At 45.4% G+C, this 15,724-nt stretch carries 14 protein-coding genes; 3 read left to right on the top strand and 11 right to left on the bottom strand.

Annotation, left to right across the window (positions count from 1 at the left end):
* Positions 1–46: 46 nt before the first annotated feature.
* On the bottom strand, positions 47–1,051 hold the full coding sequence (gene add, locus Q4592_RS02905; RefSeq protein WP_303509556.1) for an adenosine deaminase: 1,005 nt from the start codon (positions 1,049–1,051) through the stop codon (positions 47–49).
* A 280-nt stretch (positions 1,052–1,331) separates the two neighbouring features.
* On the opposite strand from add, the gene Q4592_RS02900 reads away from it, so the two are divergent.
* Positions 1,332–2,270: an aldo/keto reductase gene (locus Q4592_RS02900; protein ID WP_303509553.1), complete on the top strand. Its 939-nt coding sequence runs from the start codon at positions 1,332–1,334 to the stop codon at positions 2,268–2,270.
* A gap of 3 nt (positions 2,271–2,273) precedes the next feature.
* Here the strand turns inward: Q4592_RS02900 and Q4592_RS02895 are convergent, their stop codons facing one another.
* From Q4592_RS02895 to Q4592_RS02850, 10 genes are all read right to left on the bottom strand, one after another.
* A complete protein-coding gene (locus Q4592_RS02895) occupies positions 2,274–2,672 on the bottom strand; it encodes a MerR family transcriptional regulator (RefSeq protein ID WP_303509551.1) in 399 nt (132 codons plus the stop codon).
* A gap of 62 nt (positions 2,673–2,734) precedes the next feature.
* Entirely contained in the window at positions 2,735–3,310 is a 576-nt protein-coding gene (locus Q4592_RS02890; RefSeq protein ID WP_303509549.1) for a DUF4136 domain-containing protein, read from the bottom strand.
* A gap of 100 nt (positions 3,311–3,410) precedes the next feature.
* Positions 3,411–4,028: a hypothetical protein gene (locus Q4592_RS02885; RefSeq protein ID WP_303509546.1), complete on the bottom strand. Its 618-nt coding sequence runs from the start codon at positions 4,026–4,028 to the stop codon at positions 3,411–3,413.
* Positions 4,029–4,193: 165 nt separating this feature from the next.
* On the bottom strand, positions 4,194–6,086 hold the full coding sequence (locus tag Q4592_RS02880) for a DUF3488 and transglutaminase-like domain-containing protein (protein ID WP_303509543.1): 1,893 nt from the start codon (positions 6,084–6,086) through the stop codon (positions 4,194–4,196).
* Complete coding sequence (locus Q4592_RS02875; RefSeq protein ID WP_303509540.1) at positions 6,083–7,063, bottom strand: DUF58 domain-containing protein; 981 nt, start codon at positions 7,061–7,063, stop codon at positions 6,083–6,085. Before Q4592_RS02875 ends, Q4592_RS02880 begins: the two co-directional genes overlap by 4 nt.
* Positions 7,064–7,065: 2 nt before the next feature.
* Positions 7,066–7,977, bottom strand: a complete 912-nt coding sequence (locus tag Q4592_RS02870) for a MoxR family ATPase (RefSeq protein ID WP_303509538.1) — start codon at positions 7,975–7,977, stop codon at positions 7,066–7,068.
* A 223-nt stretch (positions 7,978–8,200) separates the two neighbouring features.
* Entirely contained in the window at positions 8,201–8,464 is a 264-nt protein-coding gene (locus tag Q4592_RS02865) for a hypothetical protein (protein ID WP_137672164.1), read from the bottom strand.
* A 198-nt stretch (positions 8,465–8,662) separates the two neighbouring features.
* Complete coding sequence (locus tag Q4592_RS02860; protein ID WP_303509535.1) at positions 8,663–9,622, bottom strand: trypsin-like serine protease; 960 nt, start codon at positions 9,620–9,622, stop codon at positions 8,663–8,665.
* A 157-nt stretch (positions 9,623–9,779) separates the two neighbouring features.
* Entirely contained in the window at positions 9,780–10,622 is an 843-nt protein-coding gene (locus Q4592_RS02855) for a DUF4037 domain-containing protein (protein WP_303509532.1), read from the bottom strand.
* A 93-nt stretch (positions 10,623–10,715) separates the two neighbouring features.
* On the bottom strand, positions 10,716–10,979 hold the full coding sequence (locus Q4592_RS02850) for a DUF2960 domain-containing protein (protein WP_137672167.1): 264 nt from the start codon (positions 10,977–10,979) through the stop codon (positions 10,716–10,718).
* Positions 10,980–11,374: 395 nt separating this feature from the next.
* Between Q4592_RS02850 and Q4592_RS02845 the strand changes: the two genes are divergently transcribed.
* Together Q4592_RS02845 and Q4592_RS02840 are read left to right on the top strand one after the other, a co-directional pair.
* A complete protein-coding gene (locus Q4592_RS02845) occupies positions 11,375–12,502 on the top strand; it encodes an efflux RND transporter periplasmic adaptor subunit (protein ID WP_303509528.1) in 1,128 nt (375 codons plus the stop codon).
* Positions 12,503–12,515: 13 nt separating this feature from the next.
* Positions 12,516–15,668, top strand: coding sequence for an efflux RND transporter permease subunit (locus tag Q4592_RS02840; protein WP_303509525.1), 3,153 nt, complete (start codon positions 12,516–12,518; stop codon positions 15,666–15,668).
* Positions 15,669–15,724 lie beyond the last annotated feature (56 nt).

Here is a 15,724-nt window from a genome sequence, read left to right as displayed (position 1 = left end):
AAAGCCCGCTTAAACGTAGCGTTTAAGTGGGCTGTTAACACTTAATTTATAAAATGCGTTTAGCCGCTTTCTCACGTAATGCTTGGCGCGCACTTTCACTAATAAAGGCCATTTTTAAACCATTGCTTTGCAGCTTGGCAATTTGCTCATCGCCAAAGCCTAGTTGCTCACGGGCAATACGGTATTCATCGGGTAAATCAATGGCCGACACACCGGGATCATCAGTATTCAAACTAGCGCGAATACCATGCTCTAAAAAGCGCTTAAGAGGATGCTGACTTAAGTCTGGCGTGGTGTTGGTTTGAAAATTAGAAGACAAACACGACTCTACACCAATCTTGTGTTTTGCTACGTAATCCATTAGCTCAGGATCGTCAGCTATTTTAACGCCATGGCCAATGCGAGTAGCACCTAGTTCACGAATAGCTTGCCAAACGCTTGCCGAACCAGCAGCTTCACCCGCATGAACAGTAATACCAAAACCAGCATCGCGCGCACGTGAAAACTGCTCAACAAATAAATCACCAGGGTGACCCAGCTCGTCACCCGCTAAATCAACCGCCACTATTTGGTCGCGAAACGCCATGCAGGCTTCTAATTCTTCGCTACAGCTTTGTTGGCCAAAGGTACGGCTCATAATACCGATTAAATTCACTTGTACATCGTGTTTTTGCATACCACGACGCACGCCTTCAATAACCGCTTCTACCACGCCTTCTTGCTTAAGTTTATGGCTCATAGCCATGTAACCGGGGCTAAAGCGTAATTCAGCATAATCAATATTGGCTTTTACTAAATCGGCCACATTTTCTTCGGCTACGCGGGCACAGGCGTCGTAATCGCCCAATACACTTACCCCCCAATCTAGCTTAGATAGAAAAGCCACCAAATTAGGTTCTTGTTTGGTAATTTGAACGTGGGGGATCAGCGCTTCAAGATTGCTTGCAGGAAGATCTACGTTAAACTTTCGGCCCAGTTCTAATATGGTTTCGGCGCGAATAGTGCCATCTAAATGACGATGTAAATCAGTCACTGGGTATTGTTTTAACATAAGAGCTCCTGCAGGATTATTTTTTGAACTTATAAGCGGCTCAGTGTAGTCACCGTTGGCCGCTGTTCCAAGCCAGTGTTAAGCAATTAAGGCCTGCTTTTTCAAATAGTTTGATGCTTTATTTAATCCTAGCCGAATGTGTTGACAAATCATCATCAAATTTCACTTCCTTACGATATAAAAGTTTACCAACCAATTGCTTGACTTGGAGTTAACTCCAACTTTTACACTCACCTTAAGTAATCGTTAACTATTATTCAAAACCTTTGGAGAAGTGACTATGGAACTGGCACGTTTAGGAAACAGTGAACTGAAGATTACCCGCATTGGCTTAGGTGCATGGGCAATGGGCGGCCTGTGGCAATGGGGCTGGGGTGCGCAACAAGATCAAGATTCAATCGATACCATTCAACACGCTTTGTCATTAGGTATAAACTGGATTGATACAGCCCCCGTATACGGCCTCGGCCACAGTGAAGAAATAGTGGGTAAAGCCATCAAAGGCTTAAGCAATAAACCGCTCATTTTTAGCAAATGTGGTTTTAACTGGGATCAACAAAAAAACATCCAACCTTGTTTAAAAGCCGCCAGCATCAAACAAGAAGTCGAGAACAGTCTAAAGCGCCTGCAAGTAGAGACTATCGATTTATACCAAATCCACTGGCCTAACCCAGCTGAAGACATTGAAGAAGCCTGGCAAGCCATAGCCGAGTTGCAACAACAGGGGAAGATTCGCTATTTAGGTGTGTCTAACCATTCCTTAGAGCAAATGGAAGCCTTGCAAAAGATTGCCCCGATTCACGCTATGCAGCCACCTTACAGCTTAATTAATCGCGATTGCGAAGAGCAGCTATTGCCTTATTGCCAGCAAAACAACACCGGAGTAATTTGCTATTCGCCAATGGGTTCTGGTTTATTAACCGGTAAAATGACTCGCCAGCGGATTGCCGCTATGGGTGATGATGATTGGCGTAAAAACGCTGATGATTTTAACGAGCCTAAGTTAAGCCACAATCTAAAAATTGTTGAAGCACTTAGCCAAGTGGCAGCTAAATACCAAGTGTCAGCCGCTGAAGTTGCGATAGCTTGGAGCCTAAACCATCCAGCAGTAACTGGTGCGATTGTTGGCATGCGTAGCCCAGAGCAAGCCGATGGAGTAATTAGAGGGGCTAGTGTACCGCTAGATACCTCCGACATCGCCTTGATTGAGTCGGTATAAGGCTTATTCCAGTGTAATGCTTAATTGGGTTCCTTCTTGATAATGTTCAATTTTGCGCTGAACATGTTCAAGGTTGCGATTTAAGCAGGCAATTTGTTGTTCGGTTTGCTGTTTATGATCGAGCAACAACTGTAAACGTTGTTGCTCGGTACTTGGCCCCTCATCCAACATATCCCGATACTGTTTAATGGTATCTAAAGACATGCCGGTAGATTTTAAACACACAATAAAGCGCAGCCACTCAACATTTTGAGAACTAAAACGGCGGTGCCCATTGGGCGAGCGATTAACATTAAACAACAAGCCCTTTTTCTCGTAAAAGCGTAGGGTATCGCTGGTTATTCCTGCTAACTCTGCGGCTTGTTTCACCGTGTAACTGGCAGGTGTGTTGGCTTTACTCATAACGCTTTACCTATGTTTGCTAACAAAACACCTTGGCACTTCACTCGCTTACCTATGACCGATTAGCGTTGTGGAAGATACTGCAACATACGATCAACTTCGCGTGCAATGCGGACTTTTCGCTCGCTCAATGCCTGCTCTTGTTGGGCCATACCTTGACTTAAAATACGCCAAAAAGGTTCACTTTCTGCTGAATTAAACAAGGCGATCATCACCGAGCCTTTTTCATACATTGTAGGATCAACATCATCTGCCGATAAACCTGCCATCATGCCTGCGCGCGCGAGTATTTGTTGATCACTTACTTTAGAGTCTAAAGCGGCCCCCACTCCGATAAAGAAATCAGGCTGTTGGTTTAGTTCAACCAAGGTATAGCCTTTATCTTGCATGGTTTTGCTGATGTTTTGCTGCAATACCTGCAGTAATAAATCTTCGCTTTCGGTCTTGTGTAAGTAGGCTTTTACCAAACTAGGGTGCCAAGCATAGCGGCCGCTCGACCGCTCCAAATAGCTAGTGTCGCCGCTTACTACTGTGGTGGAACGTGTTTCTGGGGCTCTGGTTTGCTCAGCAGAAACACAGCCTAACAGTAAGCTTGAAAGAAGAGATAAAAACAAAAAAGGCTGCACTTTCAAACGCATATTACAATTACCAGGTTATTAATTGAGGGCTAACCCTACCATAAAACTATCAGTAGATAATTCCAATTTCTGGTCTTTGCAAATTAACCCCTTGGTGTCTTTAGCTTAGTGAATACTCATACAAAGCCTGGTCTTCACTTGACTGAGAAAATCCCATCTTACGTAAGTATTTTTGGTGGTTTTCAACCGAACTGTAGGTTACCAATTTGCTTATATCTAGCTGTTTAAATAAGCCGGAATTGTGATAAAGAAAATCGCCCGTTTTAAAATCTCGATAGGCTGAGAATACGTAATCTAACTTTACTTCAAACTCATGTTGTTGTTGCCTACCAACAAAAATACCCGCTGGTTCACTGTTTCTCATCAGCATGTAACAGCTTTGCCCTTGCAAACTATCAACAGAAAACTGTGGGAAGTATTTTTCAATGTCAGTTTGATATTGCTCTATCCAAAACTGCAATAAGGGGCTGCTGGCTTCAACTTTTACCAGTTTAAACTGATCCTTACTGCGATAAATTCCCTGCAAGTAATAGATGTTGGCGAATACAATAAATAGGTTTAACAAGGCCACGGGCATTGCACCAATGACAAAACCGTAACTAGAAAACAGCGCAGCACCTATCATGTTTAACCAACGAAGTTTAACAATAGAACTCATGGTTAATGAGATGGCCACCACCACCGACGCTAAATAACCAAACCACTCGATCCAATCCATCTTAATCTCCTTACCAAAGATGTTTAATGCCGCTCACTTTACGAGCAGAGCTATCAATAGTCTGGTTAGCTCAAGCAATTTGGTAAAAAAAATAGGATATTTTGGACAAATTAACCAATTAAGTTGGTATTTTTTGCTCAACGATATACTCAATTACTGCAAGTTTTAGCCGTGGTATCGCAGCTGATTATACTGCTGAATCGCCCGTTTTAACGGCAAGTAACGCTTAGGCGCAGCACTTTCAATACGCGATAAATAGTCTGTAAAGCTTTCTCCCTGGCTACGGTGAAGTTTCAATCTCGCCAATAAAAATAGCTGCCATTTTAGCGCTAGCACATGTTTATTCGGTAAGCGCCACAGCCAAGGCTTAGCTAACAACAAGGCGCTGATTAGCACTCCAGATAACAACATGCCGCCGGTTAACATCAACAGTGAGGTCCCCGGCAACCAGTTAAGCAGCTGTGAAAACAAACTTAACTGGCGTTTATGATCAAAGTTAAGTACCCACTTCGCCCACCAATAATCGGCTTGCGCTAACCATAAACGTAGTTGGTTAAAACCTTGGGTATACCAAAGCCGCTGACTCCAGCCGCTTATATTTTGCCATTGCTCGGCGGTTGCTTGGCTTTGCTGTAAGTTGCTTTCCACTCGGTCTGGGGCTATCCACGCTGTTGGGTCAAGCCTTATCCAGCGCTCACCGTTCCAGTATTCCATCCACGCGTGGGCATCGTAGTTTCGTACCGCTAAACGTTGATCTGCTTGCTCCCATTCACCACCTAAATAACCAGTGACCATACGCGCGGGAATCCCTTGCAAACGCGCCAGCACTACTGCACTTTGAGCATAATGCACACAAAACCCCGCTTGCTGGTTAAGCAAAAAGCTTTCTATTCCTGCTAATCCAGGATATGCCAGAGGACTTAAGGTATAACTAAAAGATTGACTTAAAAACCACTGCTCTAGCCTTGTCATGACTTGTTCAGAATAACCGCCAGCATCGAGGTCCAAACCTTCGCTAAACTGACGACTTAACTGCAATACATTCGCACTTATGTTGCTGGGTACGCGAGTCAGCAGATGTAATTGCTCTGGTGCTACCGACTCACGGTTCAAATGAGGGAGATGATTAAAGCTTAAAATCTGCCGAGGGAAACTCTCACCACTGCGTTGCCAGCTTTTATCGCCAACCTGCTCTGCTCCACCTCCGCGCAGCTCGCTGGGGTTAAGCGTAGCCAGCCAAGCTTGATTGGCTGGCTCCAGCAACAGTTGGTATTGGTTAATCGGCGCTTGCTCATTCTTAACAACGTGTTTCTTTTGAGCGAGCTCACTGCGCGTCCATTCTTCACCATCAAACTCATCCAGCACCATAGCGCGCCAATACAATTGGTCTCGCGGTGGTGGGCGACTAAATTCGGCGCGAAAGACTAACTTGTCTGAGCGAATCAACTGGCTAATATCACCGGGGCGCACCACATCAGACAAACCCGTTTGTGCACTACTGGGCGTGGGCATTTTCCATAAAGGGGCTAATCGCGGTGCAACAACAAACAAGGCCAAACCCAATGGCGCGATGGCCAACATCCAAACGGCTAGCTTTTTTAGCCAAGACAAATTGAGTTTTACATCTAAACTCAGCAGCAACAGTAAGTGCATAAAGGCAACAATTAGCACTAACAACGCCGCTAATGGTTGGCTAGAAAATACCAGCGAAAATGCCAATAAAAACAAGCCCGTTAAGGCAAACATTTCTACGTCACGCCGTTTATGAAGCTCAATGTATTTCAAGCTATAACCCAGCATGACAAGGCTAACTAGTTTATCAAACAGCTCTGCAGAGCGGCTTAGCCATAGTGTTAAGGCAATTAAACTCACTAACAGTAGTTTTACCCAACGTGGTTTAGGCAGCGAAGCCAAACCGTTCACTACTCGTAAGCGCCACCAGCCAGCTGCTGCCCCCACAACCACCACTAACCAAGGCAATTGCTGAAACAACACCAAAGCGGTTGCCAAATAACATAGAAGCGATAAACGAATATGGGCAGCATTTACATTGTTCATGTTTGTTTAGGTGCCTCTGCGAGGAGTTGCAATGCAGCACGTTGATGCGCCAAGCCGCTGCCACTTGCCAGTTGCTGGCCACCGACTTGTAAACTAAAACTTTGTTGCTGTTGCGCTAACTGACGAACCCAAAAAGCCAATACCGATAAGCCTTGTTCATAATCTAAACCGCTATGTAAGCGGTCAGTCAAATGTAAATCTAGCGCAGGGTTGCCGCTAAAAACCTTAGTTTGTAAACCTCGGCCTGCCGCATATTGCTTCCACGCTAATAAGCTTTTACGCTCACCACTGCGATAGGTTTTTAGACCGGCAAACTCACTTTGCAATTGGCTATCGCTAGAGGTTTGCTCAATATCATGCTCTTCAGATAGCTCTTGAGCGGGGCAAGCATATCCTGACAGTGGCGCAGGATAAGCAATCAGCTCAGAGTTAAAATCGGCCACCGTCCAGCAGCGGAAAATACCTAAAGGGAATACACTGGCAATAGAGACTCTTGGTAATGCCTTGCGGCCGCGCTGCACCACCTCAATATCTACGCTTAGTTGGTTATTTTGATGCTGGCTAGCCTGTTCGTAGGGCCAAGTTTTAAACTCGGCGGTAAGTGCATTGGGGAAGGTTTTATTGGCTTTTTCTATGGCGAAGAGCAGCCGCAATGGGTGATCACATTGTCCCTCTGGGCGCTGAACAACACTCACCACACTACCAGAAAGATTCTGATGGCAAAGCACCAAACACAGCAACCACATGGCTAATAACCATAAACCCAAAGCAAGTATTAAGTTGTTTTGGTAGTTACTGCCCATCATTAGCATCACCACTAAGGCGCACAAAAAGCCCCAACCAAATGACGTAGGAAGAATGAACAAGTTCTTGCGGTTTAATCCTAAACGGCTTGAAGCGGGAATCCGCCGCTCAAGCCACGCTTGAGTGCGTAATCCTCGCCACTTTTTAAATGCAGAGCGTCCCCAAATTTGCATGCTTAGCTCAGATCGTTGTATGGGTCGACATCAGTTAAAATCTGCTTAGCGTAGGCTTCACCACTGTCACCTCGCCCTAAACGGTGGGCACTCACCGCACTAAATACCGCTTGAACATCTTCAGGTGATACGTGCTGCTGATGATGCAAATAGGCCCATGCTTTGGCGCAAGCCAACAAAGTTAAACTACAGCGCGGCGACAAAGGGTTTGCCCCTTCTAAAGCGCGACTGCAATGAATTAAACGTAATAAATAATCAAGCAGGGCATCACTGCAATGCACTTGCTCAACCGCTTGCTGTAGCTGAGTTAGCGCCTCAATCGACATGCCAACCAGCGATTCACCAGCCTGATTAGAACGCTTAAGCATGGCAAGTTCTGAATTCAAATCCGGAAAACCGATACTAAGTCGCATAGCAAAGCGATCTAGCTGAGATTCAGGTAAATCAAAAGTACCTAACTGCTCGCGAGGGTTTTGCGTCGCAATCACAAAAAATGGTGCTTCCAAAGGATAGCTTTGACCATCGGTACTCACCTGTTGTTCTTCCATTGCCTCCAACAAAGCACTTTGGGTACGCGGGCTCGCACGGTTTAACTCGTCTGCTAATACCAGGTGATTAAAAATTGGTCCTGGATGAAAGATAAACTGCTGAGTGGGTGGCTCATACACCGATACACCAATAATGTCGGCAGGCAACAAGTCACTGGTAAATTGGATGCGCTGAAAACTCAAACCAAAACCGGCTGCGAGCCATTTGGCTAAACTGGTTTTGCCCGCACCCGGTAAATCTTCAATCAGTAAGTGGCCAGAGGCAAGCAAACAACTCAAGGCCAGCCGCACCGCTTTAGGTTTGCCTAACAGTTGCTGTTCAAGATAGTGACAAATTGGCGCTAATTGAGGATGTATTTGATTCATATAAGTAAAGGCTCTGTTTTTAGTCGCTCTAGCATACAAAGCTTTTGCTCATTTGGGCACTATTTACTGTTTAGGATTGTTTGGCTTATTAAAAATGAGAGCTAATACCGATAGGTGATCGCTTCAAACACACCGCAAAGGCAAGATAGAGAAGAAATATATTGATTAAAAGCTATCGCCGAAAATTGCAATAGCTTCTAATTATTAGCCAAAACTGAATGTTTTAAGCTTGAGCGACAGCCGGCTCACGTTTGAAGTACTTAACAATACCTACCACTGACGCGCCAATCCAGAATAGCTCAATAATAAAGCTGGCTAGATTAAAGTTAATGCACAAACTGATCAGCAGCAAAATGGCACCGCTTAAGTTCATCAAGTTATAGGTAAGTTGTTTAGGGCTTAGTCGTTCTAACTGTAAAAGGAAGAACGCACCTACCACGAGGGCTGTACCCAGTAAACCAACGATATCGGCAAAAATACTTTGCATAAAATTCTCATTAACAAGCAAAAATGTTCGTCCAAATTGCTGGCCCGATCCGTGGGGTGGACGCTCTCAACTGCAAAGCAGCATTCCATGAGACAGCTTGTTAGCGGCATATAAAAATGCGGGCGTAATCTAACAGAAAACGCCCGCACATGCATGAATATTTTTTAAACAAAAAACAAAACGTTTTATTTCAATATATTATGCTCTGCGAAAACGGCGAAGCACCAATAGGGCTACAATGGCTATGCCACCAAATGCACCGCCACCTGAGCTTTCTGGTCGAGCAAGTGCTGCTTTTTGTGAACACAAAGATGCATTGCTACGCTCTTCAGCAGTGCTGTTTATCACTTCCGTTATCCAAGGTGAAAGCTGACCAACATCTACGTAAACACCGGGTGTATTTTCACAAAACTTAGACCCCCAACTCACTAAGCCAGCTAGCTTGTATTGAGTTCCTTCATCAATAAAAATTGGGCCTCCGCTATCCCCGGAGCATGAGTCTGCGGTAAAACTCTCGGCGCAAAACATCTGAGCAGTAAGTTGAGCACTGCCCCAAACTTCGGCACATCTATTCTGAGCCATTAAGTTCACATTTGCTTGTTGTAAGTTATCTTTATAAGTGGGGTTGTCAGGGTCGGTATTGGTGCGACCAAAACCTATCACTCTTAAACCAAAGCCTGAGTTATAGTCTTGATGAATAGCCGATTGATTCATTGCAATCGGCGTCACTGAACTAGGCTCAGCCAAGCGTAGCAAAACGATATCATTATCGGTAGCCACCTGGCTTGAACCTTCTTCAACAGAATCAACATAGTTAGGGTGCTGACACACTTCACTAACTGCTTCGCCGTCCTCTTCGAGGTAAGAAAAGACATTGCCGCCAATTTTCACTTTGATCTTTTCTTTCGGAGCATAGTGACCAACGCTGTATTGGTCGAAGGTACAATGAGCGGCACTGAGCACCCATTGTTGGTTAATCAATACTGCGCCACAATAACTACCATCAGCTTTAAGCTGAGTCATCCAAGGGTATTCGCCAGCGGGCGCATCTTCGCCCCCAACGATAAAAGGAACAGCCACTTCAGAACTCGCCAGCGAGACATTTGAAGAGACAGCGATTATAGCTGCAGCGATACTTAGTGCGGAGCGAGGTAACATTAATACATCCCTGTTGAAGTTACTTATTCAGCGCTACTTTCACACCAAATAACGATTTAATCAACAGTATCAGATCAATCAATAAGTTGTTTTTAGGCAAGTATCCCTCAACGCATATCAGCTTAACTGATTGCTTAAAAAGTAAAGAGTCTTGACCTTAGTTATTTTGACTAAATGGGTAGCATGTTGGCAGCCCAAGTGACGTTTTAGCGGTGATGACCAGCTCCAGCTCCCTTACCAATGATTTCACTTTAACCAGCAAGCTTGGCTGAGCAGTACTTATCTCACTCAATAAACCTTCAATGTCTTCAACGAACCCTTCAGGAACAATAAGGCAATGCTGCTTAGCATATTCCAACATGCGCTTTTCACCTGGGTGTGCTAAAGCATTTATAGCAAATAAAATATCGAAATAGCTGGCTAGAAACTCAGCACAACGATGATTAAGGCTTACTCTGTCTTGCCGTTTTAGGGCTTTTTCTAATTGGTAATAATAGGCTGGCATTTGCGCCGTTAATAGCGGGAAGTTTTTGTTCACAATGGCTTGCTGCAACGGGGCTGGATAAGCCACATTAAAACGTTGCTGTAGTTGCGCTGCTTTTCCATCTGCATCGTACAAAATACGAGATGCCAATAAATTGGCCCAAAAGCAGGTGCTATACCCCACCTTAGATTGATACTGCTCTACGACTTGATGCAACTCCTGCTCAAGAAACGCGAAATCTCGATAGATTAACTCTACTTCAATGCCATCAAGCAAAACACCATCATCTTCGGTTTCCCAAAACTGATTGTTCAGCTCCATGTACCGACAGTGTTTATTAGTGATGCTTTGGCGCACTTCAATACTAATTGGCGCATTAAGATAAACATATACGTCGTAATCAGAGTGGTCGTCGGCGGTGCCGGCCGCTCTAGAGCCTGCCAGCAAAATAGCATCAACTTGGGCTAAACATGCGAAATCAGCCACTAAGGCCAAAAAGTGCGGAGATTCAGACATCAAAAAAACTCAAAAATAGATAATCTATCTACCTTAAGCAAATACACATTTCAGGCCAGTAGCAAGCCTAAGAAATGCGCTTTCAGACAAACTTTACTTGGCTGGTTGGTCTTTTTCTTCGTCTTTTAGAAAGCGAATGTCGCTAAAACCTAAGCGTTGAAACTCTTTAAGGCGGTATTCTTTTAGCGTAGCGGTGTCTCGCGTAGACATAGCTAATTGCTTTTCCATCGCTAGAAAACTTGAAATATCAACACCTTCGGCTGCAGCAACTGCCTCATGAATGTCGTGGTACTTATCAAAGGAAAAATTAATCACTTTGTTTTGTTTTTTGTAGGTATAGCTTACTTGGCGCGCCATAAAAACCTCTGGGCTGTATTAATGCGGCTAGATGATATAGCAAACACCCTATCTATGTTGTGTTTATTTCTCGCCATCATTGCAACTTGCCGGTGACAAAAAAGTGAGCTTGCCAGCTTAAGCTAAAAACCACCGCTAATTAGCAGCAATAAAACCTCAATTTCATTTAGAAATCCCGATGCTAGCACCTACTATTTCTGAGGCTAACTTTAGTTGAATAAGGTGTATATTGACCGCTTGCATATTTTAGTAATTACTAAAAAATAAAACCAACGTCAAAGAGGCGTTTTCGCAGGACGCGTCTAGTTAGCATCCGCCAACTTTATATTTGCATGAGGCAAACAGCTCTCTTCGGCTATTTGTTCTGCATTGATGTAAAGTTTGAGGATAGTTTCATGGTTTTTTCCCGTATTAAAGTGCTCGCCTTAGCCCCTGCACTTTTGTTGCTTAGCGCGTGTAACTCTGCCGACGTATCTCCTAATCAAGTAAGCGCTAGTTTGGTGAACGCCGAACCCGTTAAAAGCATCCATTATGCGCCATCTCAGCAATTTATTGGTCGCATAGAAGCCTATAAAGATGTCGATATTCGCGCTCAAGTTAGCGGCTACTTGCTGAAACGTCACTTCGAAGACGGACAGATGGTGGAGCAAGGCCAGCTGCTTTACGAAATAGACCCTACCCGCTACCAAGCAGCCGTAGCACAAGCCAAAGCGGCCTTAGCTCAGGCAAAAGCTAACTTAACCAATGCAGAGATTAACTGGAAACGTGGTGAACGTTTGTTGCCTCAAAACAACATTAGTCGCTCAGAGTACGATCGCTTAACCGCAGAAAAACTGTCTAGCGACGCCCAACTCGAGGCCGCCGAAGCGCAGTTAAGCGCCAGCTTAGTTGATTTACAACACACTCGAATTGTAGCGCCCTTTGATGGCCGCATTGGTCAAAGTGAAGTGAGCCAAGGTGACTTAATTGCCAGCAGCAATGGTCGACTGACTAACTTGGTAAGCCTAAATCCGATCCGTGCTGGCTTTAGAGTATCTGAACGTGAGCGTTTAAACATGGGCTTAGACCAAGTAGACGCCCACTCTAGCGCACAAACCGACGACGCCCTTGTGCAGCTAAAAATCAGCGATAGCCGAACCTACCCAGAAAACGGCCAGTTAGATTTCATCGACAATCGCATTGATTTGCAAACAGGCACCATTGCCATTAGCGCTCAGTTTAACAACCCTCAGCAACAATTGCTGCCAGGCCAATATGTTGAAGTAAAACTGACGAGCCGCGCATCGCTTGAAGCATTAGTCATCCCTAGACGTGCAGTACAAAGTGATTTAGAAGGCGAGTTTGTGATGCTGATTGGCGCAGACAACACCGCAGAACGCCGCAACGTAAACATTGGTCCGGTATTGGAACAAGGTGTCGTCATCACTAGCGGCTTAAACGGCAACGAGCAAGTGATTACCGCAGGTTTGCAACGGGTACGCCATGGTGCGCCAGTGCAAGTTGTAGAACAGCAAGCGGGTTAATTAAGGAGTCATCATGTTAAGTCGCTTTTTTATTCAACGGCCAAAGTTTGCTTTGGTGATTTCAATTCTGCTGTCATTAGCAGGCGCGATAGCCTTAATGGTATTGCCCGTTGCAGAGTACCCACAAATTAGCCCTCCCTCGGTAAGTGTTTCCGCTTACTACACCGGTGCCAGTGCCGAAACCGTAGAAGAAGCAGTGGCCGAGGTGATTGAAAGCTCGGTGAACGGCGTAGAAGACATGCTGTACATGAACTCGAAAAGTGCCAACGACGGCTCTTATTCGCTTACCGTAACCTTTGACATCGGCACCGACCCCGATATGGCACAAATTAACGTGCAAAACCGGGTCACCCAAATTGAGTCAAAGCTGCCTGCAGAAGTTCGCCAAGTTGGAGTAACGGTGCGTAAGCGTTCGCCCGACTTACTCATGGTGCTTAACTTCTTCTCGCCTGACGGTCACTATGACGACACCTTCTTAAACAACTACGTAACCTTAAACGTTGAAGACCAATTAGCACGTGTGCAAGGCATTAGTGATGTACGGGTAATTAGCTCGGCTGAATACTCGATGCGTGTTTGGTTAGACCCGCTTAAACTGGCCAACCTAGGCCTTACCACTAGCGATATTCGCAACAGCCTAGCAGAACAAAACGTGCAAGTGGCGGTGGGATCTATAGGTGCGCCACCTTACGAAGCTAACAACGACGTGCAGTTTAGTTTGCTCACCAAGGGTCGCTTAGACACCGTAGACGATTTTGAGAATATTCTATTAGTCGCCAACCCAGATGGCTCACGTGTTTACTTAAAAGATGTAGCCCGTGTAGAGCTAGGCAAACGGGGTTACGCTGCCTTTGGCGAGTTTAGAGGGCAACCTTCGGTATCGGTGATTTTGTCGTTGCAAACCGGGGCAAACGCACTCGACAGTGGCGACGCAGTTTTGGCATTGATGGAACAACTTAAAGTTAACATGCCAGAGAAAATGGATTATGAAATTGCCTACGACACCACCCAGTTTGTTGCTGAGTCAGTAAAAGGCGTAATCAAAACGCTGATAGAAGCGATTTTATTGGTTATTTTAGTCACCTATTTATTCTTAGGTAACTGGCGTGCGACGCTTATTCCGGTTGTTGCTATTCCGGTTTCGCTAATTGGCACCTTTGCGATAATGCTAGCCACCGGCTTTACCATCAATACTATTACGCTATTTGGTTTGATTCTGGCGATTGGTATTGTGGTAGATGATGCCATTTTGGTGATTGAAAACGTCGACAGTAAGCTCTCAGCTCACCCAGAGCTAAGCCCACGGCAAGCCACGTTAAAAGCCATGCGCGAAGTGACCGGCCCCATTGTTTCCTCTACTTTGGTATTGCTTGCGGTATTTTTGCCGGTAGCGATGCTGCCTGGTATCACCGGGGTAATGTATCGTCAGTTTGCGATTACTATTTGTATATCCGTTGTTATTTCATCGATTAATGCGCTGACTCTCTCACCCGCTATTTGTTCACTCGTGCTAAAACGTGGTCAACAAAAACAACCTCGCTGGTTTGCTTTGTTTAACCGTGGTTTAGTCACAGTAACCAAGCGCTACGGCCAAGCTGCAGGCATGTTGGTAAGGCGCAGCTCTGCCTTGGTGGTATTCTTCTGTTTAGCCATTGCCGCTGTAGCATGGATGAATCACAACACGTCTAAAGCCTTTGTCCCGCAAGAAGACAAAGGGGTATTGCTGGTAAACGTTCAACTGCCAGATTCCGCTTCGCTTAGCCGTACCGCCGAAGTGTCGGAGCGTTTAAGCCATATCATTAAACAAGAACCGGGCGTTGAAGCGGTGAGTTTAGCCAACGGTTACGGTTTGCTAGCCGGCGCTATTCAGTCTAACGCGGCCACCATGTTTGTAAAACTCAAACACTGGGATGAACGAAACGCACTAGACGGTGACCATTCATCGTTTGCTATTAGCCAGCGCATCAACGAGCAAGCCTACGGCAAAATTCAAGATGCCATGATCTTTGCTTTTGGCCCACCTGCTGTGCCGGGTATGGGTACGGCTTCAGGTTTTGAATTTGTCTTGCAAGATGGCCTTGGTCGCTCGCGCAGCGAACTGGCTAAAGTGATGCAAGATATCACCATTAAAGCCAACCAAGCCCCAGAAATAGGCAGTGCTTTTAGTACTTTCCGCGCCGATGTACCTCACTTTTATGTAGACATCGACCGCAGTAAAGCAAAGCAGCTCGGTATTCCGCTGGGCGACTTATTCACTACTTTACAAGCCAACTTGGGCTCGCTGTATGTGAATGACTTTACCCTTTACGGCAAAAACTTCCGAGTTACCATGCAGGCTGAAGATGAGTACCGCAGCCGTTTAGATAACCTTGGTCAGTTTCATGTTCGCAGTATCAGCGGCGACATGGTACCGCTGAGCACTTTAGTCACCATTGAACAGCAGTTTGCCCCAGACGTAGCCTGGCGTTACAACTTGTACCGTAGTGCGGTATTGCAAGGCCAACCGGCGCCCGGTTATTCATCGGGAGATGCTATCGCCGCCATGGAGCGAATTGCCGCAGAAGAATTGCCAAACGGTTACCAATTTGAATGGACGGGTATGGCTTACCAAGAGATCCAAGCAGGTAATATGGCGGTATATGCCTTTGCCCTCGCCTTACTGTTTATCTACCTATTTATGGTGGCGCAGTATGAAAGTTGGACCATTCCGCTGGCGATTATTTTGGTGGTTCCGGTAGCAACTTTAGGATCGTTTGTAGCGCTATCTTTAGCTGGCTTACCCATGAACCTGTATGCACAAATTGGCTTGGTTTTGTTGATAGCCTTAGCTGCGAAAAATGCGATTCTTATCGTAGAGTTTGCACGTATGCAGCGTGAAGACAATGACATGCCTATTGACCAAGCAGCCGTAACGGGTGGAACCTTGCGATTTAGGGCGGTGAATATGACCTCTTGGTCATTTATCTTTGGCATGATACCGCTAGTACTGGCAAATGGTGCTGGCCATATTAGTCAAAACTCGCTGGGTATTTCTCTGGTTGGTGGCTTGCTTTGTGTATTGTTGGTAGGCACCTTCTTAATACCTGGTTTTTACGCCATGATTCAACGGCGCCGTGAAGTGCACCATGGGGGTTCTACCAAGCTAGAGGAAATAGAAGAAGCTTAAGCTTTCACTATTAGCCACACTAAAAAGCAAGCTTTAGGGCTTGCTTTTTTATTGAA

This window comes from Agarivorans sp. 1_MG-2023 (assembly GCF_030548385.1).
Lineage (GTDB): Bacteria > Pseudomonadota > Gammaproteobacteria > Enterobacterales > Celerinatantimonadaceae > Agarivorans.
This window is presented reverse-complemented; position numbering and strand designations above follow the sequence as displayed.